Origin of the sequence: Gilvibacter sediminis (assembly GCF_028561565.1) — a bacterium.
Lineage (GTDB): Bacteria > Bacteroidota > Bacteroidia > Flavobacteriales > Flavobacteriaceae > Gilvibacter > Gilvibacter sediminis.
On record NZ_JAQQTE010000001.1, the window covers coordinates 445,784 to 471,551 of the forward strand.

The 25,768-nt window shown below is 43.0% G+C and carries 21 protein-coding genes and 1 pseudogene; 2 read left to right on the forward strand and 20 right to left on the reverse strand.

Annotation, left to right across the window (positions count from 1 at the left end; all coding sequences use genetic code 11):
• Positions 1-21: 21 nt before the first annotated feature.
• Positions 22-1,332, forward strand: coding sequence for a phenylacetate--CoA ligase family protein (locus tag POW22_RS01995; RefSeq protein ID WP_272830808.1), 1,311 nt, complete (start codon positions 22-24; stop codon positions 1,330-1,332).
• Entirely contained in the window at positions 1,325-2,491 is a 1,167-nt protein-coding gene (locus POW22_RS02000; protein WP_272830810.1) for a glycosyltransferase family 4 protein, read from the forward strand. The genes POW22_RS01995 and POW22_RS02000 overlap by 8 nt, the downstream gene beginning before the upstream one ends.
• On the opposite strand, the gene POW22_RS02005 is transcribed toward POW22_RS02000, so the two are convergent.
• The 20 genes and pseudogenes from POW22_RS02005 to rfbD all read right to left on the reverse strand — a co-directional run bounded on the left by POW22_RS02005 (position 2,485) and on the right by rfbD (position 25,766).
• Positions 2,485-3,840 (reverse strand): undecaprenyl-phosphate glucose phosphotransferase, encoded by a 1,356-nt coding sequence (locus POW22_RS02005; protein ID WP_419180989.1) that lies wholly within the window; start codon positions 3,838-3,840, stop codon positions 2,485-2,487. The two genes, POW22_RS02000 and POW22_RS02005, sit on opposite strands and share 7 nt — an antisense overlap.
• Positions 3,840-4,829, reverse strand: coding sequence for a UDP-glucuronic acid decarboxylase family protein (locus tag POW22_RS02010; RefSeq protein WP_272830812.1), 990 nt, complete (start codon positions 4,827-4,829; stop codon positions 3,840-3,842). The genes POW22_RS02005 and POW22_RS02010 overlap by 1 nt, the downstream gene beginning before the upstream one ends.
• The gene (locus tag POW22_RS02015) at positions 4,829-6,139 is read right to left on the reverse strand and encodes a UDP-glucose dehydrogenase family protein (protein ID WP_272830813.1); all 1,311 of its coding nucleotides are present in this window, start codon (positions 6,137-6,139) and stop codon (positions 4,829-4,831) included. Before POW22_RS02015 ends, POW22_RS02010 begins: the two co-directional genes overlap by 1 nt.
• Positions 6,140-6,147: 8 nt before the next feature.
• Complete coding sequence (locus POW22_RS02020) at positions 6,148-6,906, reverse strand: WecB/TagA/CpsF family glycosyltransferase (RefSeq protein ID WP_272830814.1); 759 nt, start codon at positions 6,904-6,906, stop codon at positions 6,148-6,150.
• A 132-nt stretch (positions 6,907-7,038) separates the two neighbouring features.
• Positions 7,039-8,478 (reverse strand): B12-binding domain-containing radical SAM protein, encoded by a 1,440-nt coding sequence (locus POW22_RS02025; protein WP_272830815.1) that lies wholly within the window; start codon positions 8,476-8,478, stop codon positions 7,039-7,041.
• A 71-nt stretch (positions 8,479-8,549) separates the two neighbouring features.
• A complete protein-coding gene (locus POW22_RS02030; protein WP_272830816.1) occupies positions 8,550-9,713 on the reverse strand; it encodes a hypothetical protein in 1,164 nt (387 codons plus the stop codon).
• Positions 9,714-9,716: 3 nt separating this feature from the next.
• Complete coding sequence (locus POW22_RS02035) at positions 9,717-10,697, reverse strand: polysaccharide deacetylase family protein (protein ID WP_272830817.1); 981 nt, start codon at positions 10,695-10,697, stop codon at positions 9,717-9,719.
• The gene (locus POW22_RS02040) at positions 10,697-11,557 is read right to left on the reverse strand and encodes a sulfotransferase (protein WP_272830818.1); all 861 of its coding nucleotides are present in this window, start codon (positions 11,555-11,557) and stop codon (positions 10,697-10,699) included. Before POW22_RS02040 ends, POW22_RS02035 begins: the two co-directional genes overlap by 1 nt.
• Positions 11,523-12,737: an O-antigen ligase family protein gene (locus tag POW22_RS02045; RefSeq protein ID WP_272830819.1), complete on the reverse strand. Its 1,215-nt coding sequence runs from the start codon at positions 12,735-12,737 to the stop codon at positions 11,523-11,525. The genes POW22_RS02040 and POW22_RS02045 overlap by 35 nt, the downstream gene beginning before the upstream one ends.
• 35 nt (positions 12,738-12,772) lie before the next feature.
• Positions 12,773-14,584: a heparin lyase I family protein gene (locus POW22_RS02050; protein ID WP_272830820.1), complete on the reverse strand. Its 1,812-nt coding sequence runs from the start codon at positions 14,582-14,584 to the stop codon at positions 12,773-12,775.
• A gap of 48 nt (positions 14,585-14,632) precedes the next feature.
• A pseudogene (locus POW22_RS15425) lies at positions 14,633-14,791 on the reverse strand (DapH/DapD/GlmU-related protein); the annotation flags it as partial.
• 338 nt (positions 14,792-15,129) lie between these two features.
• Complete coding sequence (locus POW22_RS02060; protein WP_272830823.1) at positions 15,130-16,170, reverse strand: glycosyltransferase family 4 protein; 1,041 nt, start codon at positions 16,168-16,170, stop codon at positions 15,130-15,132.
• Positions 16,163-17,434, reverse strand: coding sequence for a hypothetical protein (locus tag POW22_RS02065; protein ID WP_272830824.1), 1,272 nt, complete (start codon positions 17,432-17,434; stop codon positions 16,163-16,165). The genes POW22_RS02060 and POW22_RS02065 overlap by 8 nt, the downstream gene beginning before the upstream one ends.
• A gap of 27 nt (positions 17,435-17,461) precedes the next feature.
• Entirely contained in the window at positions 17,462-18,667 is a 1,206-nt protein-coding gene (locus tag POW22_RS02070; RefSeq protein ID WP_272830827.1) for an oligosaccharide flippase family protein, read from the reverse strand.
• A 76-nt stretch (positions 18,668-18,743) separates the two neighbouring features.
• Positions 18,744-19,679, reverse strand: coding sequence for an alpha/beta hydrolase (locus tag POW22_RS02075; protein WP_272830829.1), 936 nt, complete (start codon positions 19,677-19,679; stop codon positions 18,744-18,746).
• Position 19,680: 1 nt separating this feature from the next.
• Positions 19,681-21,126, reverse strand: coding sequence for a hypothetical protein (locus tag POW22_RS02080; protein WP_272830831.1), 1,446 nt, complete (start codon positions 21,124-21,126; stop codon positions 19,681-19,683).
• Positions 21,126-22,565: an MBOAT family O-acyltransferase gene (locus tag POW22_RS02085; RefSeq protein WP_272830833.1), complete on the reverse strand. Its 1,440-nt coding sequence runs from the start codon at positions 22,563-22,565 to the stop codon at positions 21,126-21,128. Before POW22_RS02085 ends, POW22_RS02080 begins: the two co-directional genes overlap by 1 nt.
• A 15-nt stretch (positions 22,566-22,580) precedes the next feature.
• Positions 22,581-23,786, reverse strand: coding sequence for a UDP-N-acetyl-D-mannosamine dehydrogenase (gene wecC, locus POW22_RS02090; RefSeq protein ID WP_272830834.1), 1,206 nt, complete (start codon positions 23,784-23,786; stop codon positions 22,581-22,583).
• A 2-nt stretch (positions 23,787-23,788) separates the two neighbouring features.
• Positions 23,789-24,916, reverse strand: coding sequence for a non-hydrolyzing UDP-N-acetylglucosamine 2-epimerase (gene wecB / locus POW22_RS02095; RefSeq protein WP_272830836.1), 1,128 nt, complete (start codon positions 24,914-24,916; stop codon positions 23,789-23,791).
• Entirely contained in the window at positions 24,909-25,766 is an 858-nt protein-coding gene (rfbD, locus tag POW22_RS02100; protein ID WP_272830837.1) for a dTDP-4-dehydrorhamnose reductase, read from the reverse strand. Before rfbD ends, wecB begins: the two co-directional genes overlap by 8 nt.
• Positions 25,767-25,768 lie beyond the last annotated feature (2 nt).

The window sequence follows — 25,768 nt, forward strand, 5'->3', positions numbered from 1 at the left end:
TTGACCTACTAATTTTTCGATTTGAATTTGTTCGATTTTACACTTAAAATCAAAGGCTTTCCGCTCGCAGCAGCGCGGGAGCACTTGCAACAAACCCAATCGATTCCTGCAAAAGACAAAGGCGATTACCAAAGAGAGCAAGCGCTTAAAATCGCCAATTATCACCTAAAAAATACCGCTTTTTATCGCGACTTAGTGGGCCGAGAAACCATTACAGATTTCTCTGAACTTCCCTTGTTGACCAAAGCCGATCTACAACAACCCTTGGCCGATCGACTCAGTGAAGAATACACTACGGGCAAGGTCTATGTCAATAAAACTTCCGGTTCTAGCGGGCACCCCTTCATTTTTGCTAAAGACAAATTTGCGCATGCGCTCACTTGGGCGTTCATCATGCAACAGTTTGGGCAATACAACTTGGACTTTAACCGCTCTTATCAAGCGCGGTTTTATGGAATTCCCTTGAAATTTCCGGGCTATCAAAAAGAACGACTCAAGGATCTGTTGAGTCAACGCTACCGTTTTCCCATCTTTGATCTGCAGGAAAAAGAACTTGAAAAAATCCTCAAACAATTCAAAAATCGCAAGTTTGAATACATCAATGGTTACACGAGTTCCATAGTGCTTTTTGCCAAATTCCTCAGAGATAAAGGCCTTGTACTTACGGAGGTTTGCCCGAGTTTAAGACTCTGCCTGGTCACTTCTGAAATGCTTTTTGAGTCTGACAGGATGTTGCTAGAAACACATTTAGGGGTTCCTGTGATCAATGAATACGGCGCCTCAGAGTTGGATTTGATTGCCTTCACGGCTCCCGATGGCAGCTTTGCGATCAACACAGACAACCTCTTTGTTGAGGTCGTGGATGATGCGGGAAGTCCAGTGCATATGGGTAGTCCTGGACGATTGATCATCACCTCTCTATACAATAAAGCGCATCCTTTTATTCGATACGATATTGGAGATCTGGGCATCATAGACGAAGATGAAAAAGGCAAGCCTTATTTAAAAGAACTCATTGGTAGAACTAACGATATAGCCCATCTTCCCAGCGGAAAAACGGTGCCCGGGCTTACTTTTTATTATGTGACTAAAAGTGTTATAGAAGATTCTGGAAAAGTGAAGGAATTTGTAGTGATTCAAAAGGAGATCGATCGATTTTTGGTCCGATATGTTAGTGATCAGGCCCTTACCGAGACGGAAACGGCTACTATGGAAAAAGCTTTGGAAACCTATTTGGAAACAGGACTTCATCTGGATTTTGAACATTGCCAGACCATAGTGAGATCGGCCCGAGGGAAACTAAAACAATTCAGCAGCGAGTACCATGGCTAAACACATTTGCATAGTCAGCAATTATTACCCGCCAGAAATGGGGGCGGCAGCCAATCGCATTCAAATCTTGGCCGAATCTTTATTAGCCCGAGGTATGGAGGTCACGGTACTTTGCCCGCTACCCAACTACCCTTTTGGAGCAATCTTTGACGGCTATCCGCAAAAAGGGCCCTATTCTGAGGTTATTAATGGGGTTCAAACACTGCGTTTGAGCACTTTTGCAACCAAATCCACCAAACCTTGGCTACGGTTTAAAGCCATGGGAGCCTTTGCCAAAAGCGTGAGTAAGCAGCTCAGTAAAGAACACTCCTATGATGCGGTGATCATTCAATGTTCTCCCTTGCTAGTCGGCTTCCGAAGTTTAAAAACGGCCAAGAAACTCGGCTTAAAAACGGTGATCAACATCTCAGATATTTGGCCCTTAGCAGCGGTAGAACTGGGCGCCATGAAAAAAGGGCTCATTTACGCTTGGATGCGCATGATGGAAGTCTATATCTACAAGAATGCAGATTTAATCCTAGGACAGTCTAAAGAGATCCTCAAGCATGTTTCTAAAGAAGATGCGGAAGCTCCTCAGCTGCTTTACAGAAACTTTCCAAGGGTTGAGGCCACCACATTGTGCAAAAGACCAGAAAAGACCGTTAAAGTGATCTACGCAGGTCTTTTAGGAGCTGCCCAAGGTATACTTTCTGTCTGCGAGCAGATTGAGCTGCCGCCACATTGGGAATTACACATTTACGGACAAGGGAACGAGCAAGAAGCGATAGTCGATTACCTCAACAATTCTTCCAAGTCCATTATCTATATGGGCTCGCTCAGCAAAGAAGAATTACACGCCAAATTCGCGGAATATCATTTGGCTTTGGCACCTTTAAAGACTCGAATATACGGTTCGGTTCCTTCCAAACTCTTTGAGCTACCTCACTTTGGGCTACCTGTGATCTTTATGGGAACTGGTGAAGGGGCCGATGTTGTAAAAAACTTTGGATTGGGATGGAGCGTGAAGGGTTCTGATTGGAAGAGTCTCAATAAATTATTAGCTACAATGGATCAGGATAAGTCTGCTTGGCCAGATCCGACGCAATTGCAACAAACGGCTCGAAAGGAATTTACTCCAGAACAGCAGTTGGCTCGCTTGATAGAGCTGTTAAATCAATAGGCTTTTTCATCTCCGCGGATGGCATTGTACACGGTCTGTACAATGATCTTCAAATCCAAAAGCATGGACCAGTTTTCCAAGTAGAAAATATCAAACTTCACACGGTTGATGATATCCTCATCGGTCTCTACTTCTCCACGATACCCAGTAACCTGCGCTAGGCCCGTGATTCCTGGTTTGATGAAGTGACGTACCATGAATTTATCAATGCGTTCGGCATACATATGGGTGTGACTCACCATATGCGGTCTAGGACCCACAACAGACATTTCTCCTTTCAGAACATTGATGAACTGTGGCAGTTCATCCACACTTGTTTTTCTGATGATACGCCCAACGCGAGTAATGCGCTGGTCTCCTCGGGTCACCTGATGTAAATCAGCCATGGGATTAGGGCGCATGGAGCGGAATTTATAACAGAAGAATTCCTTGTAATCCAAACCATTGCGCTTCTGCTTAAAGAAAACAGGGCCTTTGGATTCCAATTTGATGATGATCGCCAAGAGCGGTGTCAGCCAAGAAAGTAAACCAATAATGATGATCAGTGACAAGACAATGTCAAAAGTTCGCTTGATAAACAGGTTGAAAGGCTCCAAGATTGGAATACGTCTCAAGGACAATACCGGTAAATAACCGTAATAGTTGTATTCCAGCTGGCGAGAATAGATCTCTTTGTTGTCTGGAACAAACTTGAGGATCTTTAAATTGTTATCTGCAAAATCAACCAAACTGCCCAATTGGTCGTTGTCTAATTCACCAATTGAAGAGTAGATCTCATCAATATTGTTTGCGATGATAAAGTCAAAGATGTCCTGCATTTCAATGGCCTCTTTACCTTTGAAATCATAGGATTTAATAAGCTGATATCCGTATTCCGGATTGTCGGTAAAAAATTTACGGAGCTGTTCTGTCTTTTGATTCAGCCCTAAAATAATGACGTTTCTGTAGTTTCCTCCAATAAGGCGATAACGCTTCAGTAAATAGTAAATGGCTAGTTTAAATGCACCAATGACACCAAACACCTTCGCTACATAGACCAAGACTTCTCGCGGATCTTGATCCATTTCGTTATAAATGCCAAAGAAGGCAAATACCAACAGTATGAACAGTATGGATTGCAGCCCAATCAAGGAAAGGATCTTAACCACTTTCGTAAAGCGGTAGATCTCGTAGAAATTGGACTTTACCGAGAGTACGATCCAAGCCAAGGAAACAAAAACGATATAGGAATAATACGCTGATTGATCGCTAAAAAACCCTTGTGCCAACCAATGGATAGTAGCCAAATCTATGGCGTACTGTATGGGTCTGATATAACCCGAATATCGTCCTCGTTTAGAAAACACCATTACTTGCGAATGTGCTTGGAAAAGTCTTTGTGCTCGCTTTTAAGCAAATCTTCTGGACTCAAATTTTTAAAATACTCATAGGTTTTTGCCATCCCTATAGCGCGATCTACTTTAGGCTCCCAACCTAAGATCTCACGAGCTTTAGTGATGTCTGGCTGTCTCTGGAGCGGATCGTCTTTAGGCAGTGGTTTAAACACGATCTTTTGATCGGTCCCCGTCAATTTGATGATCTCCTCAGCAAAATCAAGAATAGAAATCTCATCAGGGTTCCCAATATTCACAGGCAGGGTATAATCACTCATCAACAGACGAAACAAGCCGTCAATCTGATCATTCACATAGCAAAAGGAACGGGTTTGTTGCCCATCTCCAAATACGGTGAGGTCTTCTCCGCGTAGCGCTTGACCAATAAAGGCAGGTATTACCCGACCGTCATTGAGTCTCATGCGTGGACCGTAGGTGTTAAAAATACGGGCAATACGCGTTTCCATGCCATGAAAACGGTGATAGGCCATGGTGATAGATTCTTGGAAGCGTTTGGCCTCGTCATAAACCCCTCTTGGCCCAATGGTATTTACGTTTCCGTAGTAATCCTCACTCTGTGGATGCACCAAAGGATCTCCATACACCTCACTAGTAGATGCAATGAGGATTCGAGCCTTTTTCTCCTTAGCCAATCCGAGCAAATTGTGGGTTCCCAAAGAACCTACTTTTAAGGTCTGAATAGGGATCTTTAAATAGTCGATTGGACTCGCTGGAGAGGCAAAGTGCAGTATATAATCCAAGCGGCCCGCCACGTGCACAAAAGTGGTCACATCGTGGTGGTAAAACTCAAAGCGCTCCTTTCCAAAAAGGTGCTCTATGTTTTTGAGATCGCCCGTGATCAGGTTATCCATGGCAACCACTCTTAAGCCTTCTGCTATGAAGCGATCACATAGGTGAGAACCTAAAAATCCGGCGGCGCCAGTGATTAATACGCGTTTGGTCATTAACTGATTTCTTTTCGGCCCACCGAAATATAGTGAAATCCTTCAATAGCCATTTCATTCACGTCGTACAAATTACGCCCGTCAAAGATTACAGGGTGATTCAGATTATCTTTTAATGTATTGAGGTTTGGAGTTCTAAAGATGCTCCATTCGGTATTGATGACCAAGGCATCTGCATTTTCTGTTGCCTCGTACATGGAGTTTGCAAAATTGATCTTGTCACCCACCTTAGCTTTGACATTTGGCATCGCCTCTGGGTCAAATGCAGTGATAGTCGCTCCCAATTCCAAGAGCGCCTCAATCATATAAAGTGATGGTGCTTCGCGGATGTCGTCGGTTTCTGGTTTAAAGGCCAAGCCCCAAAAAGCAAAGTGCTTTCCAGCCACTTGATCTTTAAAATAACGCTTGATCTTAGGCACCATAGATACTTTTTGAGCGTCGTTCACACCAATTACAGCATCTAAGATCTCAAAGTTGTAACCAGCGTCTTTCCCAGCTTTGTGAAGCGCTTTCACGTCTTTTGGAAAGCAGGATCCTCCGTAGCCAATTCCAGGGAATAAAAAGCGGTTTCCGATACGAGAGTCAGAACCCATTCCGGCACGCACCTTGTCTACATCAGCTCCCACAAGTTCGCAGTAATTCGCCACCTCATTCATAAAGGTGATCTTGGTCGCTAGAAAAGAGTTGGCTGCATATTTGGTGAGCTCCGCAGACTTTTCATCCATTACAATGATCGGATTGCCTGAACGAACAAATGGCGCGTACAAACGCTGCATTTCTTTGATCGCTTTTTCATCTGTAGCACCAATAACAATACGCTCTGGCTTCATAAAATCATCTACAGCAAAACCTTCACGTAAGAATTCCGGGTTAGAGACTACAGCAAATGGAACGTCTGTTTGGGCAGAGATGGTTTGTTCGACCAAATCAGCAGTTCCAACAGGCACCGTACTCTTATCTACGATGATCTTATAGGTTTTTAATTGCTTTCCGATGTCTTCCGCAACGCGAAGCACATAAGAAAGGTCTGCAGATCCATCCTCATCCTCTGGTGTTGGCAAAGCCAAAAAGACGATATCGGCATGGTCCAAACCTTCACTGAGCTCCGTAGTAAAACGCAGACGTCCGGCTTTAATATTTCTGTCAAAAATTACATCCAAATGCGGTTCGTAGATAGGAACTTCTCCGTTGCGCATACGATTCACTTTATCCACATCGATATCCACGCAAAAAACGTCGTTGCCAGTCTCTGCCAAGCAGGTTCCTGTCACTAATCCAACGTATCCTGTTCCAATTACAGCTATCTTCATTTGCTCTTTTATTTTTTTTCGGGTTTTCCCCTGAATTTCTCGGTCAAAACTAATACAATAAACTTAAAATTGCCCACCAAATAACGTTTCCACATACGGCCAGGTTCTTGCAAGAATCTGTAGAACCATTCTAAGCCGGAATTCTGCATCCATAGCGGTGCGCGTTTGGTCACTCCAGCAACTACGTCAAAACTACCTCCAACACCCATGATCATGTTTACCGCAGCGAGTGCTTCACGATTCTGATAAAGAAAATTCTCCTTTATGGGAGAGGTTATGGCCACAAACAAGATCTGTGCTCCACTAGCAGCGATATCTGCAGCGATCTGCGGTTCGTCCTGCTTAGAAAAGTAGCCGTTTCGGTATCCGGCAACCAGATCCTCACCGTATTTTTCTTTGTAGATGGAAACCACCTTACTCACCACATCCTCTTTAGCTCCAAAGAGGTAGATCTTGTAGTTCTTCTGATGAGCGAGCTCTACAAGTTTCCCCATTAAGTCAATCCCAGCTACGCGCTCTTTTAGGGGTTGATTGAGGAATTTGGAGGCCCAGATAACGGCCTGACCATCTGCGTTGATCAGATCGGAATTATTCACACTCTCGCGCAGCTCCGCGTCGGACTGCATCTTGACAATCTTTCCGGCGTTAACGGCAACGTGATGTATTTGCTTGCGATCTGCAATGGCCTGATCCACTAGGGCAAGGGTCTGCTCCATGTCCAGATTGTGAATCTGGGTATTTAGCATGTGGATTTTTCTGGCAGTCATGCAGTTCACTTGAGGGCTCGCCGGCAAAAATACGAAATCAGCACCAGCTGGCGGCATAAATTTCGAGGAGTTCTATGCCTTCTAAAAACTGCAGGGAAAACCCTCCTCAAACAAGGGTTTTAAAGCGTTTAATTACATCACACCATCAAAGGCACGAGCATCTTCATTGAGTCTTTTGGAGTTGATGCTGTTGACGATTTTAAGAATGTCCTTTTTGGCCTTTAAATAGTCATTATTCAAATACTGGTGGTTGATCTGTCTTGCGTGAAGATTCGCGCGTTCTTCTTCAGATAGTTCTGCCTTAATCGGAGTCATATCATAGATCTGGAAACGGCACAGTTTGATGCGTTCAAAACAATCTTGGTTCTTGGTCAAAAAGGCGAAGGTCTCTTGAAGATCTTCTGCAGTTTCATCTCGGTATCCAATAAACATAGTTGCTCTAAGACTAATTCCCGCATCTTTAACATCATTGACAAATTGATCCAAGCGCGCCACAGTAGTTCCTTTTTGCATATCGTCCAAAAGTCGCTGCGAGGCAGTTTCCAAGCCAAAGGAAATACGGGTTAGGCCTGCTTTTTTCGCGCGCTTTAATGTTTCTCTATCCAAACCGTTTCTTTTACGATTGTCCACATGAACTGCACAAAACCATATCGGATTCTCAACAATTTTAGGCAAACCATCAATAAGGGCGTTCCAAACCTCAACATTTGAGTTGAGTTTTAGATCTGTAAATGCAAAAATGTTTGTACCTACTTGATCGCTGAGCGCTTGCAGATCTGCAAGTACTTTTTCTTTGGATTGAGACCGATAGGTTCGCCCATTGACCAAAACCACGTCCGTACAGAAATTACACTTTCCCCAACTGCAACCTCGTGCTGTCATGTATGGGATAATTCTGTTTGGGTATTTATCCCAAGGAAAGTCGGAATAATCGGGAACCGGCAGCTCCTCCATCTTTTTGAAAATGTACTCATTGACCTTTGAATGCTCCTCTTGGGTGTAAACCCCAGGATACTTGAATAGATCATTTCCGGCAAAAAAGTCTTGCAAGAGAAGCCCGAGATAGGCATCAATTTCACTTCCAACTACATAATCAACCCCTGGAATGTCCACAAATTGCTTCACATGATTCAGATCATTGAAGGCCGGACCGCCAATGATCACAGGAATATTCAATTGCTTCAAATGAGCCACCACACGCTTGCAAATGGTATAATTCTCCGTGTAAGTAGAGATCAAAACCAGATCTGTATCTTCTGGAATTGCAGCAATCACTGAAGTGGCCAACTTCCGCTTTTTCAAAAACCGTTCTTTGATGTAGGGTAATTTCTCAGCCTGTTGGATCATGCTGCGTACCGCAGTAGATTGGCTAAAGACAATTCGAGATCGGTAATAGTCCATCTTGGTTTCCACCTTCTCCCGTTTGCGACTTTTGATGCCGTTACTCAATGGGCTGATGACCTTTAAATTGAATCCCGCATCGCGGATATATCGCGCTACCAAACCCATAGAAATGGTTGGGTAATAGGAAAAGTTGTTTAGATCGATCAGCGTGATATTCTTGCTGTCCATAGTGAATTACGTTAGTTGTGAAAGCTGAATTAGCGCCGAAAAAACGGCCTCTCTACTAAGTTAACAAAAAATCACTCTTGTTCAACAGCTTGATTTACAATCGCTTCTCTAAGGATCAATAAGTAAACAGGAATACTGGTGTAGGTGAAGAAATTTCCCGATATGAGTACGGCTATGCCCAACAAAATAAAATAAGCATAGTGCACTTTTTGAAGTTTAAAGTTGAAATAGCCCTTAACGTATACCGCCAAATAAACCAGCGCGCCCAAAACACCCCAAAAGAATACAAGGTCTACCAGGTCCATTTGAGATCTAAGACCAAAATCACTCACTCCTCCAAAAAGATAATTTAAAGCCCCCCATTGCTCCTGAATATATGGCCAGGTCTGGTTTAAGAAAAGCTGATCTCGATAAGAAAGCACAGCAGTCACTAAGCCTTGTTCTTCTCGGATTTGAGAAAACATCGGAACTTGATAAAAGAGCACATAAAAACTCGCAATTAGTCCAACTATACCCACAGCAAGAAACTGTTTTTTATAGCGAAACGAGCTGAAAAGAAATAGCAGAATTGCAAACAAAACCAAGCCTAAATACAGGGTTTTGGTCCCAACCAGCAGACTGCTTAGAACAACGATCCAGAATAAGGGATTCCGCCAATATCCGTGGCAGTCTTTAAAATAGCAATACCCTAATGCCACCAGATAGACATAGGTGCTTGTGGCAGAGGTTATAAGCATACCGTTATAACCAAATCGATCTCCCAAATAAGTCTTAAGCACATAAATATCCGTAATAAGACCTATTATCATCAAGGCGAAATTGACCCAAAGAAAGACTTCAAAAAATCGGAATACACTGTTGTGACCTTTCTCATTGGCTGGATATGCATTGAAGAATCCGAAGAGGATCAAGGGAAACATAAAACGACCAAACACCACCAAGTTTTGTTGTTCAAACGGTAGGTTTAAAGTCCACTGGCCAGCAACAAAGAGCAATCCGAGGACCGAAAGCATGACCAAGAACTTATACGTTTTTCGAAACTGAAGCAGTATAAATCCTGCTACAATCAAAGCAATAATTGCCTTTACCCACTGTTGAAGATCAGTGGTATGATCAATATAGCGTTGGTATTTGGAAAAGAATTCCACCACCAAAAAGAGCACAAAGCAAGCAGCAAGTCCAAAGCTGTCCACGAACTTCAACACACTATTGCTATCGGAACGGGCGCTATTCATGGATTAAAGCAATTGATAGTTTTCTGCAGATGTAGACTCAATAAACCGTTGGAGTTGTTTTAGGGAATAAGGCGTAAAGGCTTTTGGATGACCAATAATTACAAAGTTTCTCGCCGAGTCAGCATGCTTGATATAGCGCTTATACGCTTGGTTGAGATAACTCGTCTTGAATCCGTCGATACTGACCACAGAATGCGAAAATTGCGTCAGTAAACGCAAAACATCGCCCTTTTCTTTGGCTATGGCTTGCCCATCTCCAAAAGCGCTGTGATCTGCCCCTCCAAAAAGCTTAATCCAAACAAATTTCCAGAAAAACAGCGGCGAAACTCTATGTGCGCTTATAGGAATCTCTTCAAAAGTGCCTTCTGATTCTGGCACATTCGGATCTTCACTAAAGCGATAGTGTGTGGTATAATCCTCAATATTTCTAAAATCGTAAAACTGATCCTCTGAATTATAATAGCCTCCCGGAAATGCCGTGCTGTCTCGCTTAATTCCATTGGCCAAAAGAGCCTTTCCAATGGGCTCAAAGGGTTGAGCGCTCCAACCTCCTGCCCGATACGAGCTACAAGGCATCCCACTTATTCTGCTTAGAATCTGATGGTATCTTGTTACGATTTCTAAGACCTGCTCCTCTGAAAAATCGGCCAATCGGTATCGAGAAGTATTGATATCCCAGCCGTCTTGTTTGTAAAAGGAATCTTCCCAATGCGGGTGAATGTGCAACTGAATGGCATGTCCATTCACGGATAAGTCCCGTATTTGTCCCGCAATCAAATCATAATCGGCCGCTAACTGAGGAAATTCATCTTTTTGACGCTCCAAGGCCATTAAATACCCAGCATCCACATAAAAGGTGGCTTTAATCTTTAGGGGGTCTAAAATCTTGAGTAGCTCCTGAGTTGGTTTTATCACGCAGGCGGAAACCGTTCCGGTTTGATTTCCGAAAAACAGTTCGTAATCTAAGGTGATAAAAATGTTCACTAGAGGCGGTATTTAAAGATCAATTGCAGGGGTAAATTAAGCAAATAATACAGGATTTGCGCAGGGCGAGATTGTTCACGTTTCCAACTAAAGTCTGGATTGAGCTTAATTTCCTTTGCGGCAGCCATTCGATTTCCTGCAACGATAGGCGGCATATCAAAGGCCTCATTGTTAGCTAACTTCTCGCTTACCGAACTAAGATCAATCCCGACAAAGTCTTGGATTCGCATTAAGCTTTGTTCGGGTTGTTCCACTACAGATTCGTAGCGCAATCTCATGACTTGTTTAGAACCTAGAACCCACTGTGCCAAAAGTCCAAACTTATTGATCAAACTGTAGTAAACCATTGCTGCAAGCGGTTTTTTAGGCGTTTGAACGTTTTTGCCGAAGGAATAGATCACACCGCGAACATCGCGGACCACATAAATGATCTTTACGCGCTTTTTGTCCATTCGAGCCAACTGAAGACCACGAGAAATATACTTTGCTGAATCCAATACCGCGGGGCTTTGATGAACCTGAGCAATAATGTCAAAAAGTGATTTTTGAAACTCTTGATACTTTTTGTTAGAACTCAAAAGCGAAGCAGGGATGTGGCCGTGACCCTCCACTTTATCTCTGTGCTTGTTCCAACGCACCAGCTCTTCTCTGGTGAATTGCGCTTCCATTTGTTTCACAACAGGCGCCCAAAACTCGGATTCGCGCAAGAGTTCACCGTTGCTCAGGGGTTTATCCTCTAAATAATAATCCAGGAACTGATGCATCTCCCCAAGGGTTTGGATCCCCGGAGCGTTACCCAATAAAGTAGCGAGCATGGTGGTACCGCTACGACCTGCGCCCATCAGATAGATGATCTTCACGTTTGGATATTAGTTGATTTAACAAAATAAAGGCCACCAAGATACTCATGTATTTGACGCCAAGCGAGCGTTCCAGTAAACTTTCGGTGATCATAGCTACTAGAATTCCGATCCACAGATAAAAGTCCAACCAATTTTTGGAGCGCCACAAAAGTCGGGTGATCAAGAATATTGCGAGTAGAAAACAGCATAGACCGTAGAGTCCAAATGTGCTTAAGAATTCTACAAATTGATTGTGAGCGTTGTAATTATTCTGAAATGCTATTTCTTCTCCCATCGTCTTGTATGCCTGCATTCGCAGCTCGTTGTCTTCTCCAGGGCCAGGTCCAAATATTGGTGCGTCTTTAAAGACTTCAAAAGATGCTTCCAAGCGATCAAAACGGGTGTTTTCTCGAGCTTTTGCTTCTTCTGAAAAGATATAGAAAAACTTATCCTTCAAATAGTTTGAGGGGTGTAGTACAACAGCGCCCACACAAAGTAAAAGCAAACCTACAGCGCTCAATTGCAACCAACGAATATTGGTTTTCATAATGTAGATCAGCCATAAAATCCCGGCGACCAATAATGCATTACGCGCCACTAATTGGAACAGTAATGTCGTTAGCAACAATCCCACTACAGGCCTCCATTGGCTTTTGAGGTATTGAGTAAAAAATATATGCGCTAACAACCAACAAATGAGCAGTCCCAAATAAGCTGGGTGTCCGTCTTCTAAAGGAGATGTGAAGTTAAAATTCATATAGCGCCAGCGCAGCAAATAACTCAGCGGCTGCTGTTCTGAAATCATGGTTGTGACTACGGGATAATAACAAACAATGGCCAATAAGGTAATTCCAATCAAAAGCCCGTAAAAAAACCATCTCCGAATTTGATGTGCGCGTTCATGTTTGCTCAGTAAAAGCAGTGAAAGCGGTATAACCACCAAAGGCGCGGAGCGCAACAATTCTTTGGTGGCATTGTCCCACTGTCCGTAAAAAAGGCCTGTGATTCGCGGTAAAATGAGCAGTACAGCAATCAATAAAAAGGGTTTGAGCGTGCCAATTTTTGCAGGTTTTTCACTTAAAAATTGCTGTGCCAGACCGCAGGCCAAAATCAGTGCCATGGCTATGGTACTGAACTGGTCTTGAAAGGGCAGTGTGATTCCCAAAGCTATTGTGGCAAACACGAGAAGCTTATTCACGGCTCTTTTTAGGTTGGTATGTGATTTTCCTTGCGTCAATCTAAAACTTGCTTCGTATTAGTTCCCACTTTAAGATTGTCAAAAAGCACATGATGCGTGTGACTGTCTGTCCAATATCTGTACTGACCAAATTTTAAATAGGGTCTTGCTTTATTGTGCATATTGGGCCCAAATGCTTTTGCATCCTTTGCATCAATCAAAGGGTTTGAATTTAGGTTGGCACTGAGGTAGCCTGAGTCATCAAATGCTAGTTGGTAATTGAGTTCAAACAAATTCCATTGGCCTTTTTCAATTGGAGTAGACGCAACTCGGGACCATTTTTTGTCGGCAAAATCTGTATTTAGTTTTCCATTGAGTCCGTAATAAAGCTCTGCAAACAAACCCTCAGGCTTAGAAGTAACATACAGAGCTATAGCTGGCCTGTTGAAAGGTAAATTCTTCTGATAATAGGCCCAAGTTTGCCCCTCCTCTGGCTTTGAATGTATTTGTAGGATCATTGTTCTGCGCCCATTATTGAGGTTGTCTTGATCTAATTCCCAGGACTCAGGAACCATGAACTCGATGGAGAGCGACATCTTATCGTTTACGTAGTATGCATCTAAATCCATGGTCATTTCAGAACGATGGGGGCCTTTTAGGTTCTCCGTTGGGCCGAGTTCGGTTCGGAGAGCCGTTCTTGAATCAATTGTAACTAACTTGTAATAACCAGCAGTAGTTGTAGTGCTTGAAGTGTGATACCCCAACTTATCAGAAAGTGGAAAACGCTCAAAATCCTCTGTGGTCCCAGTATAATGCTCAACAAGCTTCGGATTTTCTAATAACAAAGCTTCTAGTACAGCTGAATATTCTTTATAAAATAATGCGGAAAGATGCACACCGTCTTTCTTAAACCATTTGACATCATCTGCAGGAGAAAAAATCTCTTCAAGGTCCACCAATATGAGGTTTTCTGAGGTAGAAGCGTCCACAAAGTCGCGAATCCCTTGATTGTATTGTTCAGCCCACAACAAGCGAGTGGCGTGATCTCTTTGGGAAGTAGAAACCGGCATGATGGTATGAAGCAAAATCTTGGCAGAAGGAAAATTATCCTGCAGTTTGAGAATTTGCGCTTGCAGTCTTTCCAGCGTTTTTTGTACCGGTTTTTTCCATTCATTAGTCCCAATGTTGATTAAATAATAATCACTTTCAGGAAGGTCATCTAAGGATTTTTGCAGATCAAACAACGTATAATTATTATACGCATGAAAACGATAGCCATTATTGTCTAAATGTTTACCGTTGAACTTTAAGGCCCTTCCAAATAAGACGTCGAGTCCTCTTCTGAGATCTTGAGCTTCTTGAAAGTGAAACTGGGAATCTCCTACAAAACTTAGGCTTACCTCTCCTGATTCTTGCGGATCAAACTCAAAAGACCAAAGCGTTATTTTTTGTTCTTCTTGTTTGTTTTTTGGAGGCAGACTGTGCCATTTAAGATTGTTGTTGATGACAATGGTATTGCCTTGAATTTTAATACTGCTGAATTTGAAAACCGAAGTAAGTCCATTTTCATAACTCACTGCGTAAAATCGGTCTTTGGGAAAATTCAGCTTTAGCGATTTAGCATCAAAAAGGGGTAGACTATCCGCGTCCAAATTGTAAAAAACCAGTTCACGATGAGAAACATGTTTCGCTTTAAAAGTGCCTAGAGAATCTAAGCTATATTTGGGGGGATCTGTATTGATGACCGAAAAATCTACCGCATCGGCTCCAAGGGTGAAGTCAAAGAAATCCTCATAAGCGTCAGGTTCTTCCGCAACAATTGGGAGCTGCTGGTTTTGCTCGGCACAACCCGCGCATATTGCGGTCAAAAACGCAAACACTAATTTGTAAAAGCCCGCTTTTTTCATTTATTCATTTCGCATTCGAATCAGCTTAGCCGGAACACCTCCAACTACACTGTAATCTGCCACGTCTTTAGTCACGACAGCCCCAGCTGCAATGATACAGTGATTCCCTACCGTGACTCCTGCGGTGATGATCACATTGGCTCCTATCCAGACATCGTTACCGATCTTAGTTGAGAGGTAATGCTTACCCTGAACTTGTATAGGAACGTCTATACGATCGTCTTTGTGATTTCTGGAATAAATCTTTATATCGGGGCCCATAATAACATGATCTCCTATGGTCACATTGGCTTGAATCATACTTCTAGTGCCCAATTCTGAATCATAACCAATACTGCTGTTGGGTGAGATCTCCGCGCCCTTTTTGACCCGCAATTTTTTACCGCAACTCTTTAAATAGTTGCGCACCAAAAACGCACGTAAGGCGGGAAAGAACAAGGCATAAGGCCTATAGTCTTCTGGCGTGTTCTTGAAAAACACCACATAGATGAAAAAGAAGAATTTTTTTAGCATTGGTACTCTTTTATCAAGCGTTCACAAATCCGCTCCAAGGCCAATTCTGGAAACGATTGGAGGGCAGCGTTTTGCATCTGTTCGTATTTTTCTTCGGAAAGTTCCTGAGCCGTTTTCATAAGCTCAATGAGCGCCTTCGGATTGGTTCTATCAAAGGTAAATCCGTTCTCGCCTTCACGAACCTGTTCCAGAAACTGTGGTATGTCACTTGTGATCACAGGAGTTGCGCAAAACATTGCTTCTACGGTAACGGTCGGGAAGCCTTCTGACCTTGAAGGTAAGACTAAAAATCGAGCTTGGTTATAGAGGCCTCGAAGTTGTTCGTGGCTCTGATCGATCTTTAGGTCGATCTGATAACCGTCTTCAATCAATGATTCAAACTTTTTTTGATATTCTGGGCCCTTACCTACCACGCAGAAACGAACCTGCTTTCCCATAGCCTCTAAAGCCTCGAAAAAGATGTCGATACCCTTCACATGAAAGAAGGAGCCTACATAGATAAAATCATACTGCTTTTGCGGGTTCTCTTCTGGATAAAAAACACGATTATCAACTCCAACAGGCAGGATCAATTGCTTTTCTACCCCTAATTTTTTGTGGACATTTTCCGCCACGTGGCGCCCAACGGGAACGGCTAAATCCATCTTTTTTGCCAAAAGACGGTACAACCACTGATTCTTTTTATTGACCTGGGCATTGATGTCTCCGCCGTGAAAGGTGACCATCAATTTGGTCTTTGGGTGAAACAATTTGTAGGCCCAAACTGCAACGATCAACGGAACAAAATAATGCAAGTGCACTACTTGATATCGCCTAAAAAGAAAAGGCGTAAAGCCAACAAAAAACTTCAAATACTTCCAAACAGATCCCAAGGCTCCCGTCATGGATCGCTTCATGGCGTATATGGAGATTTCTAGATCGTCTCCAGCCTGTCGCTTAATCTCAACAAATTGATTCTTGACAAAGATTCCCGAGTACTTTTTGGTTGCACTGGGGTACATATTGGACACGATGAGGACCTTGGTCTTACTCATTGGAAGTGGAAAGCTTTCTTTTAGAGATTTTAATTCTGACACCTCCAGTTTTAGGCACTGCCTCTAAAGTAGGATAGGCCTGAATAAAGGCTAAAGCCGTAAACACTATATAGCCCGCGAGCGGTCTTAAGGTAATTCCATTACTGAGCAAGGAGGTGGCTAAATATCCTAAAACAACCCCAATGACCAGGAGTCTAGGCCTTCGCTGTTGTATGACCAACGAGAGCAATAGTCCTAAAAACAGCAAGGTATACGGTAAGCCATTTTCTACTAAGAAGGTCAACAGGTCATTGTGTGAGTTTTTCTCGTCATACCACCAATCGCGGGTGGTGATAAAGTCTGCTCCTTTTCCTTTCCCGAAAGCAAAATCTGCTGCGTTGTAATTTGAAAGCATCTCGTACTTCTTCTCATACATGGTGATTCTACCGGAAGAGTATTTATTCCAGTCAAAGGTTGGTGACAAGAGTACGAAAGCCAGCAGGCCAATCGGGATCAAGATCACCAAACGCAAGATCAATCGCTGAAAGATCTTATGCATGCTAAAGAGCATGGTTCCCATAAAAACTAGAAGGAATACTAGGGCTGATCGTATTTGATAACCAAAGTTCAAAAACAGAAAACCACCCGACAGTACTGCGATCACCGTAAGGTATTGTCGCTTTAAATAAAGCCAGTAACTAATGCCAATTAGGACTCCAACCAAGAGGTAATTGTGCGTGTGAAGTCCCGTGAAGTATACCGGAAGCCAATTACGCCAGTGGTTGTATGAGGGATCAAACAAGGCAATGCCAACCAGAGTAAGGGCAACACAAAGCCAACACAGACCCAACAATAGCGTTTTGAGATTATAGCCGTGTTTGCGATGCTGTACTATTAAAACGCAAAAGAACAAGACCGGAGCGGCGAGCTTTAAAGTATATTCCATACTGTCCAAAAGCCCAATCCCGTTATAGATGGCCGTTGCAATATTAAAAAGCAGCATGGCCCCTATTATACCCAAGCTAAGCAATAGGCCACGTGCATATTTGAGGTTTTTTGCTAAATAAAGTAGCATAAGCGGCAACATGAGGTATTCGATCATTCTACCGATCTCCTTAGGAATTCCTAATGGATTGAATTTAATGGCATTGGGCATAAGATGGCGCTGCCACCAGCCTACTTCCACAAGCAAATAAGCAAAGACCAATTTGAGCACCAGAAGCACCACCAAAGTCTTGACTATGGTGTGATCTACGCGTATGATTTTCTTCCGGCTTTCGCTCATGATTTTAAGATAGATGCAAAAACCCCGCTAAGGTTGCCACACTTTTTTGCGAATATAATAGGCTCCGATGAGTTTGGAAAGTACCACACTCACTGCCGTTGCTGTTGCAACGCCGTAAATTCCGTGAGATTGTACCAAGCTGAGGTTTAAGATCACATTGACAATAAATGCGATAAATAAGATATTCTGCCAATAGACCTGATGACCCGTCATTTGAAACATAGCACTCACAGGTCCCAAGATAGCGTTAATAAGTTGACCGGCGGCTAAAATGATCAAGGCCCAAGCAAAAGGAATGAACTCATCCCCGAAAAGACCCAGAATAAAGCCTTTAAACAATAATATGCCTAAAAACAACCCTAAGGCTACCACAGAGTTTACTAAGACCGTAAATCGAACCATACGCTTAAATAGGCCCATTTCTCCATTGCCAAAAGCAGTGGCGATCTTTGGTGCCAAAATGGAATCTGTGGCCTGCATGGCAAAACTCACCACGGCGGCTACTTTGATCAGCACACTGTAAATACCAACCTCAGCACTGTCCTTAAAAATTCCCAGGATCACACTATCTGCCCATCCGAGAAAAACAATGAGCGAAGCGCTTAAAAGCATAGGTAAAGATTGTTTGACAAAGCTCTTGGTGCGATACATACTCTCCTTGACTACCGGAAATACTGTACGGCGTAAATACACCAGACTAATGACAACCAAAGTCAATACAGCACCTGTATGGGCAATTGCAGCTACAATAGCCTCATCGGGTTCAAAGGCCATCAGCAGGACAAAGAAAAAGATCAGGCTGAATAAGAAACGGCCACCATTGAAAAGAAAAGCGTACAAACTGTTCATGCGCAATCCGCGGAAGATCGCTGCATGCAATAGCACAAAGGAAAACAACATCACACAGGGGGCTGTCCACTGCAAGAATGGGGTGAGTTCTGGATCTTTAAATACTTTAAGGCTGATCAAATCCGCAGCAAAGAAGATCACGGTACTCAGCACCAAGGTGGCCAGCATCAGATAGGGCAACAGTTTAAAATAGATGCCGCGTGCATTGTTCAAATTGTCTTGCAAGGCAAAAACTTTGACAAAGTGCGTGTCTATTCCCAATCGGCAGGCCAGCGAACTTAAGATCATCACCGAAAAGCTCAACGATAAGCGCCCTTGAGTCTCTGGCCCAAAATATTTCACCACAAAATAGATGAACAGATAGCCGCTTAAAAAACCGAGCATACGTATGGCCAAGGCCTTTCCGCCCTTAGCTAAAATCTCTTTGAAGTCTGTATTTAAATTTCGTGGATTAATAATATTAATTCTTTAGCGTTGCAGCCTTACGTCTTCGATACAATAAGACAAATAAAGTCAATCCCCCTATTAGCCCGAAAACAAAGTACATAAATGATCTCTGAAAATCGCTGAATTGGACACTGTTGTTTTGAAGAAAGGCGGATATCTTTGGTTCAGTATCCTCATAAATAGTAGGCACTTCGTTCCACATGGAATGGCCGACTCCATCGAGCAGAATTAGCTCCAAAGAATCTCCTTTTTCAGTAGCCTTATTTGCAAAGGTCCTCAAGTCCTTTGAGCGAATTAATGGATCATCAGATCCAGAAAATATAATACTTGGAACAATTCTCGCCTCACTTTCCATGTAAACATTCCATGGAGAAAACCAAGAAACATCATCATCACCAATTAGATCAGATCCATAACCCAAACTATCATTTCTTATCACGGGAGAATAGGCCACAATTAAATTTGGTCTATATCGAGAAAATGGAGCGAGACTTCGAGGATTTGCTAAACAGGCCGCATAAGCCATTTGACCTCCAACGGATGCACCAATAGCTATAATTTGATCAGGGTCTAAATAAAGCTTATCTGCGTTTGTTCTCAAAAAGAAAATTGCATCCTGAACATCTTCCAAAGCGTCTTGAGGTGTAGCTCCGGGAAACTCCGTGCTGGTTCTATATTCCACCACATAGGATCTTGCGCCCATTTTTGATAAGTCTCTGGCTAAATCCTTAAGCTGAAACCAATTGAAGTCTAACCATCCGCCACCAGATAAAAGCACAAGTGCCGGGGCCATCTCGTCATTTGATATTTGGTTATTAACCCGCATACTCAGTATCCTTAAAGACGAACCATCGGGAGTCTTTTTATAAGGTATAGTATCTTGACCACTGACCTTAATGGCTCCGCAGAAAAGAAGTATTGTAATTAAGCATGTTAGAAGCCGTTTCATCTTATTGAATGTCTATGAAAGAACCTATTTTGTTTATAACAGTCGCCTCACCAACAACTCCTTTGTAACCATCTGAATCATAGATGAAAATGCGCAAACGCTCTATGTCTTTTATAGTAGTCCTTAAGGGCTTATTAAACGGAATACTTAGATCTTCTAAACGGAATGTTAGATTGTCAAAAGCGCGCCCTTTCTCTTGACTTACTGGTGCTAATTGATCCTCTTTGCCAGCCTTTGGATATACTTGTACACTCAAAATATAAGCTCCATTTAAACTGAGGTTTTGTGGTAAGAAATCCAAGCTGAGCTGCAAGTGACCCAGCTTCTGGTGTAGCTTTAGGTCTTTAAAGCCGAGTTGCTCCGTAAAGGCCGTGGTTGTAGAATCTTGATAGAGTAGATTGCCTTCTGTTAATAATACCAACTTGCTGTTAAATTCTTCTTGTTCTGCTTTCCACATGGCTTCTGATGAGCGATCTGGCAAATCATAATATTCATTGATGTATTGCCCCAAATGATTAGAGGATTTCAATGCACCATAAAAGTTTAAATGACTTGCATCTTTAAAATCTGACCGTTTTAGATCTAATTGCTCATAAAATTGGTTTTGATTGATATATCTCACATCATATTTATTCGCCAATGCAATTAGCTCCTCATACATTTGATAGTTCACCCACGGGTATCGCAGGTCGGGTACGGTATAGAGTAATAACTCAAAGTCATGCTTCTTAGACAGTTCAACCAATAGTTCCAATTCTGCTATGTGTTTTGGCTTAATAAAATTCTCTGCCTTCTTGACTACAGGAGTTATTATTTTAAAGTCTTTATAAACCTCTGATAAACTATCATTTAGCGTTTTGTAAGCTCCCATATAACCCCTATCAAAAAAATTCAGATAAGGATCAATTTCCAGCCTTCTGTCTAAATCAATATAATCTTGTTTGTACCAGTCTTTGTGGTTTCGCAAAAAGGGCGAGTATACTCCAGAAAGCTCATTTAAATTGTAAATGTCCCAGCAGCGACGAAACTTTAACCAAGAAGTATTTGATGCAAAATCAAAGGCTCGTAATTGAAATCCCTTGGATACATCAGTCTCTATATCTGCCAAAGACCCTCTAAAAATTTCAACAGCCACAAGCTTCGGAGCGCATGATTTAAGGGCTTCTTCTAAAATAACACTAGAAAGCTCAAGTCTTAATCCATCACTTCCGAAATTAAAACTTCTGCTCTTGGTATGCTTGTCAATGACTGACGGAATAGTTGAGGTAAAAACATGTGAACTTCCTATGAACAGCACGTCAACTTCATTGTTTGCAATAGTTTGCTCAAAAGCCGCCTTAGTATTGTGGAACTTATGATCTGTAGCAAAAACTCGATTTAAATACCAAAATCCACCTCCGAGGAGCAAAACAAAGAGAACAATATTGATTTTTGACTTTTGACCCATTAGAACTGAAAGTAAATGAATTCAGATACGCCTTCTTCCCCATAGATCCCGAAGATCAAAATGGTAAAAACGATAACCATATACAGTACCGGTCTGAAGAAGAATGGAATTTTATCCAATAGCTTTACCGCGCCAAACCTGCGGTGGGTTGCATCAAAGATCAGCAGCAGTAATATTGCGACTAAACCAGCTAAGAATTCGGGTTGGTCAAGCCCCAACTCAAAATAATTGGTAGGCTTGGACCAATCAAAAATACCTTTGGCCACGTACAACGCGTCTGCGGTACTATTCGCTCTAAAGAAAATCCAAGCAAAAGATGCTATGATAAATGTCAAAGGAATAAACACAAGAGTTCCTAAAATACCTTTTCTAGAAACCTTTAAGCCGTGATTATTCATGGCTTTTTCTGCCACTATAAACAAGCCGTGTATGGCTCCCCAGATCACAAAAGTAATGGCCGCACCATGCCAAAGTCCACTCACTAAAAACACGATAAACAAGTTGGTGTAAACACGCAGCTCTTTCTTTCTGCTTCCTCCAAGTGGGATGTACACATAATCTCTAAACCATGAAGATAAAGATATGTGCCAACGCCTCCAGAATTCCGTTATGGATTTAGAAAAATAAGGCGCGTCAAAGTTCTTCATCAGGTCAAAACCAAGTATTCTTGCAGCTCCAATTGCAATATCGCTATAGCCCGAAAAATCACAGTAGATCTGAAACGCAAAGGCAATGGTGGCCACAATCAATGCTCCCCCTCCGTAACTCTCTGGATCATTATAAACTTGATTTACCAAGATCCCTAAACGATCTGCAATGACCATTTTTTTAAACAATCCAAAAGCCATCAACAGCAGGCCAGTGCGCGCAAATCTATAGTTGAATTTATGCGTGACAAAGAACTGCGGCAAAAGGTGCTTTGCTCGTTCAATAGGCCCTGCCACCAACTGTGGAAAGAAAGCAACAAAGGAGAAAAAGGCCAACATATTTTTGGTAGGCTTGATCTTGCCATAGTAAATATCTATGGTATAACTCAGGGTCTGAAAGGTGTAGAAACTGATTCCTACAGGTAAGATGATGTCTAAGGTCGTAGACTCGATCTCACCTCCAAAAAAGCGAAAGCTCTGTACAAAGGAATCAATAAAGAAATTCGCGTATTTGAAGTAAACCAAAAGCCCCAAATTGGAGATCAAACTTACCAGCAACAGTGTTTTTCGTTTGGCTTTTTTATCGGTTTCTCCAAGGGCCTTCCCAACAAAAAAGTCGACGAAGGAACTAAAAATGATCAAGAACAAAAAGCGCCAATCCCACCAGCCGTAAAAGAGGTAGCTGGCTCCTAAAATAAGGACGTTTCTCAAAGTCAACTGCTTGGCAGCTAGCCAGTAAAGCACAAAGAATACTGGAAAGAAAATCGCAAAGTCAATTGAATTGAATAGCACGGGCGCTTCTGGATTTTAGAGCATACCTACAAAGTCTAATTTCTGTTTTTTGTCTCCAATCTGCAAGGATCGGAAGCCTTTGTGACCCACAAGGAACACAATAATATCGGCTTTCTTAACAGCTTCAGTAGGCTCAGTGAGCTCACGCCCGTGCCCGTTTTGTAGATTCGGTTCTACTTGCAAAATTTGATGTCCTTCTTCGATCAAGGTCTCCGTAACGTAAAGCGCTGGAGACTCTCTTAGATCATCAATATCCGGCTTAAAAGCCAAGCCCATACAGGCAATGACTGGCTCGCGTTTATGCTCAATTTTAAAGGCGAGTGCCTTGTTCTTTATTTTTTCAATGACCCATTCGGTCTTGAAATTATTCACCTCACGGGATTTGCGAATGATCTTACTCTGCTCTGGAAATTCAGAAACGATAAACCAAGGATCAACCGCAATACAATGGCCTCCTACTCCTGTTCCTGGGCGTAAAATATTTACTCTTGGGTGTTTGTTTGCCAAGGCGATCATCTCCCAAACGTCTATCCCCGCCTTATCACAGATCATGGAAAGTTCGTTGGCAAAGGCGATTTGATTATCACGCGATGCGTTTTCTACCAATTTGACCATTTCAGCAGTCTTGGCATTGGTTGGGTGCAGGTCTCCGACCACAAAGTGCTTGTAAAAAGCAATGGCTTTTTGGGTGGATTGCTCGTCAATCCCACCTATCGCTCGGTCGTTGTGCTTGAGTTCATGCAACACATTTCCCGGCAAAACACGCTCCGGACAATAGGCCATATAGACATCGCCATTGAGTTCCGGACGTTGCTCGTGGATCAAGGCGCGCATTTTTTCTGTTGTTCCAACAGGTGAAGTAGACTCTAAAATCACCAAAGCACCCTTTTTAAGCGTTGGAATGATCTTTTCGGTAGCAGCGGTCACAAAACTGAGATCGGGCACGTGGTCGTCTTTAAATGGCGTAGGAACAGCAATTAAATAGACGTCAGCTTCTTCTGGTTGCGTAGTCGCGCGTAAATGCCCTTTGTGCACTACGTGATGCACCAAACCGTCCAGATCGGGTTCTACAATGTGAATTTGCCCGCGGTTAATGGTATCTACTACGTGCTGATGTATATCCACACCGATCACTTCCAGTCCGCGACTCGCGATCAATGCTGCAGTGGGCAGGCCAATATAGCCCAGTCCCATCATTACTACTTTTGGTTTATGTGCCATCTTTACAATTGGTTCATAAAACTAACAATTCTTTCACAAGCCTTGCCATCACCATAAGGGTTGTGCAACTGGCTCAGCTTTTCATATTGGGCCGGATCGTCCATCAAACGCTTGGTTTCATTCACGATCAGATCAACATCGGTGCCCACCAACAAAACAGTCCCAGCCTCGACGGCTTCTGGGCGCTCCGTTGTTGTTCGCGTTACCAAAACTGGCTTTCCTAAACTCGGAGCCTCTTCTTGAATCCCACCGCTATCGGTAATGATCAAATAGGCGCGCTTCATCAGCCAAATAAAAGCGGGATACGCCAAAGGATCCACCAAGTGAATGTTAGAAATGCCCTGCAAGTATTCATTCACGGGCCCTTTTACATTCGGATTCAAATGCACTGGATAGACGAGTTCCGCCTCGGGATAGGTTTTTGCAATGGTACTCAGTGCACGGCAAATAGCCTCTAAACCGTCTCCATGATTTTCACGGCGGTGTCCTGTAATGAGAATTAAACGTTTGTTCGGGTCTACGATTTGCTCTAAACTAGCAATCTCCGTATTGGAATAATCAGGCTGTTCCACGATCTCTAAGCCTTTGAACAGCGCATCGATCACCGTGTTTCCGGTGATGCATATATTTTCTTCTGCGGTGTTTTCTCGCTTTAAATTGGCTGCGGATGTTGGGGTGGGCGCAAAATGATAATCCGCGATCTTTCCGGTCAAGGTTCTGTTGAACTCCTCTGGAAAGGGATATTGTCTGTTGAAAGTTCTCAGCCCGGCTTCTACGTGGCAGACTTTTGCGCCGCTGTAAAAAGCTGCAATTCCGGTGGCCGTTGAGGTAGTGGTATCTCCGTGGACGTATACATAATCCGGAGCAAATTCCTCTAAAACAGGCTTCAAGTTTGTAATGATATCTGCCGTTAGGGTGTAGAGGTTTTGATTTGGACGCATAAGCGCCAGGTCATAATCCGGTTGGATGTTGAAAAACTCCAGAACCTGATCCAGCATTTCACGGTGCTGCCCGGTTACACAAACCTTGACCTCCCAGTTGGATTGCTTCAAGGCGTGGTGTACCAAGGGAGCCATTTTTATAGCCTCCGGACGAGTACCAAAAACAATTAAATGACGGCTTTTAGTCATGGTTGATTAGTTGATGCAAACTGGTTTTCCAATTCTGGGGATTCACGCCAAATACCTCCTTGATTTTTTCTTTACTCAAAACACTGTAGGCAGGACGTGCTGCAAATGTAGCATAATGCTCCGTTGAGGCAACTTGATTCTCTCGCTTTTTTGACAATCCAGAGGCAATCGCAATAGCAAAGTCATACCAAGTCGCTTCACCTTCATTGCTGTAATGATAGGTGCCATAATCTGATGCCTTTTCCGAGATGAGTTTCCAGAAAAACTCCGCCAGATCCAAACCGTTGGTTGGAGTCCCTGTTTGATCCGTAGTAATGGTCAGTTCCGCTCCTTCTTCTAATTTCTTCCGAATGGATCTGTAGAAGTTATGCCCATAAGGGCTGTAAAGCCAAGAGGTGCGTACAATAAAATGAGCTTCCAATGCTTCTTTTATTGCGACTTCACCGGCTTCTTTTGAGGCTCCATACACATTAATTGGCGCTGTCGGATACTGCTCAGAATAAGGCTCATTGGCCATTCCGCCAAAAACGTAATCTGTGGAAGGGTGGATCAAAACCGTATGGTGCTTTTCACAGCACGCTGCTAGGTGCCCGACGGCCTCCGCGTTAAGTGCAAAGGCTGCATCGCGGTCAGATTCTGCTTTATCTACGGCCGTGTAGGCTGCAGTATTGATGCAATAGTCAAATTGATGGGTGTCAAACAGTGCTCCAACCGCCTCAGAATCGGTCAAATCTAACTCCTTGCGAGAGGCCCAAAGTACTTGATCGGCAAGAGACCCCGGAACGGTCGCTTTTAAGCATTGTCCAAGTTGACCAGAGGCTCCGGTGATAAGTATGCGCTGGTTGCCCATGA